Origin of the sequence: Acidovorax facilis (assembly GCF_023913775.1) — a bacterium.
Lineage (GTDB): Bacteria > Pseudomonadota > Gammaproteobacteria > Burkholderiales > Burkholderiaceae_C > Acidovorax > Acidovorax facilis.
The window spans coordinates 1-478 of the sequence record NZ_JAMXAX010000334.1 but is presented as its reverse complement, the minus strand read 5'-3'; the positions used below and the strand labels follow the sequence as shown (position 1 = coordinate 478).

At 63.2% G+C, this 478-nt stretch carries 1 protein-coding gene; it reads right to left on the bottom strand.

The window, feature by feature from the left end; all coding sequences use genetic code 11:
* Positions 1-56: 56 nt before the first annotated feature.
* Positions 57-332: an H-NS histone family protein gene (locus tag NFX52_RS30475; RefSeq protein WP_252636020.1), complete on the bottom strand. Its 276-nt coding sequence runs from the start codon at positions 330-332 to the stop codon at positions 57-59.
* Between the last annotated feature and the right edge of the window lie 146 nt (positions 333-478).

The window sequence follows — 478 nt, the reverse complement described above, 5'->3', positions numbered from 1 at the left end:
GTTAGACAGAGGCTCGTGCTGCAGTCCTGCACTATCCCTGCCCCGCAGTGCGCGATTCAGGCAATCGCAAACGGCGCGCGGTCTTTGCCTGCAATCCACTGGGGCGGCTTGCCCCGGCCGGACCAGGTGGCGCCGGTATCAGGATCGCGGTATTTGGCGGCGACTTTCTTGGGGGCGGGTTTCCAGGGGAACACCTGCTGGGCGGTGAAGCCGAACTCCGCGATCAATTCATGGACGGTGGCCAGCGCCTGCACGGATTCCGCCTTGTGGGCCTGGGCGATTTGCGCGTCGAGGGATTTTTTCTGGGCCAGGAGTTCGGAGTAGCTGGGCATGGAAAAGCGAGGAAACGAAGAAGAAGAAGAAGAAGACTGTGACGATGGCAACGAGTCAGAGGGGGGTGGTGGTCAGCCCCAATGCTCCGGCCCAGGCACTGCTATGGGGCCGCAGTAGTGGATTGTGCCGCCTGTCCGCCCCGCCG

Excerpts from the sequence above, each read along its gene's own strand:
- NFX52_RS30475 (WP_252636020.1), bottom strand. The coding sequence starts at position 332 with ATGCCCAGCTACTCCGAACTCCTGGCCCAGAAAAAATCCCTCGACGCG.